Raw genomic sequence first — 1,815 nt, 5'->3', positions numbered from 1 at the left:
GACGTCAAGCGGATGCAGCGGCAGGGGCTGCCGCCCCTGTCGGCCGAGGAAGCCCTCGCGCTGTTCGACGCGGCGCTCGTCTCCGGCCGCCCCGCCACCGTCCCACTCCACATCGACGGCGTCGCGCTCAAGGCCCGTACCGACGAGGTCGCCGCCCTCCTGCGCCCGGCGACCGCGCAGCGCCGCGCGGTCCGACGCAGTGCGCAGAGCGCGTCCGCCGACGGTTCGGCCCTGGCCGCGCGCCTGGCCACGCTGCCCGCCCAGGAGCGCGCCGAAGCGCTGCTGGAACTGGCCCGGGAGAACGTCGCCGCCGTGCTCGGGCATGCCTCGGCCGACGCCGTCGAACCCGACCGGGCCTTCCAGGAGCTGGGCTTCGACTCCCTCAGCGCCGTGGAACTGCGCAACCAGCTCGCCACCGTCACCGGTCTGCGGCTGCCCGCCACGCTGGTCTTCGACTACCCGAACGCCCGCGCCGTCGCCGCCTACCTCGACGAGAGCCTCGCCGGACCGGCCACCGCCCCGGCCACCGGCCGCGCCATCACGGCCTCCGCCGCCACCGACGACCCGATCGCGATCGTCTCCATGAGCTGCCGGCTGCCCGGCGGCGTCACCACGCCCGAGGAACTGTGGCAGCTGCTCGTCGAGGGCCGGGACGGGGTCTCGGTCTTCCCGACGGACCGCGGCTGGGACGCGGACGTCTACGACCCCGAGCCGGGCATCCCCGGCAAGACCTACGCCAACGAGGGCGGCTTCCTCTACGACGCCGGGGACTTCGACCCCGACTTCTTCGGTATCGCCCCCAACGAGGCCATCTACATGGACCCGCAGCAGCGCCAGCTGCTGGAGGTCTCCTGGGAGGCCCTGGAGCGCGCCGGGATCGACCCGCGCGCCCTCAAGGGCAGCCGCACCGGCGTCTTCGCGGGTGTGATGTACCACGACTACGGCCAGGGCACCGACGCCTCCGCCTCCACCGGCGGCAGCCTGATCTCGGGCCGGGTGTCCTACACCCTCGGTCTGGAAGGCCCGTCGATGACCGTCGACACGGCCTGCTCGTCCTCGCTGGTCTCCCTGCACCTCGCCATCCAGTCGCTGCGCTCCGGCGAGTCCGACCTGGCCCTGGTCGGCGGTGTCGCGGTGATGGCGAGCCCTGACATGTTCGTCGAGTTCAGCCGGCAGCGCGGACTGGCCGCCGACGGCCGCTGCAAGTCCTTCGCGGGTGCCGCCGACGGTGCCGCCTGGTCGGAGGGTGTCGGCGTCCTCGTCGTCGAGCGTCTCTCCGACGCGCGTCGCAACGGCCATCAGGTCCTTGCGGTGGTGCGCAGCTCGGCCGTGAACCAGGACGGCGCGTCCAACGGCCTGACCGCCCCCAACGGCCCGGCCCAGCAGCGGGTCATCCAGCAGGCACTGGCGTCCGCGGGCCTGACCACCGCCGACGTCGACGCTGTTGAGGCCCATGGCACGGGCACCAAGCTCGGCGACCCCATCGAGGCCCAGGCCGTCCTCGCCACGTACGGCCAGGACCGGGACGAGGACAAGCCGCTCTGGCTGGGCTCCCTGAAGTCCAACATCGCCCACACCCAGGCCGCCGCCGGGGTCAGCGGCGTCATCAAGGTGGTCCTCTCCCTCCAGAACGGCCTGCTGCCGAAGACGTTGCATGTGGATGAGCCGACGCCGCATGTGGACTGGGAGGCGGGCAACGTCAGGCTGCTGACGGAGGCGGTCGAGTGGCCGTCGTCCGCCGAGCGTGTGCGTCGTGCGGGTGTCTCTTCGTTCGGTCTGAGTGGCACGAACGCTCACGTGATCCTGGAGGAGGCT

Annotated in this window: 1 protein-coding gene; it reads left to right on the top strand. The window is 72.6% G+C overall.

What is annotated here, in order from left to right; all coding sequences use genetic code 11:
- Positions 1 to 1,815, top strand: a 1,815-nt coding sequence (locus IE277_RS46570; protein ID WP_229882605.1) for a type I polyketide synthase, incomplete at both ends; no start/stop codon positions are given.

Source organism: Streptomyces alanosinicus, from assembly GCF_014650595.1.
Classification (GTDB): domain Bacteria; phylum Actinomycetota; class Actinomycetes; order Streptomycetales; family Streptomycetaceae; genus Streptomyces; species Streptomyces alanosinicus.
This window is presented reverse-complemented; position numbering and strand designations above follow the sequence as displayed.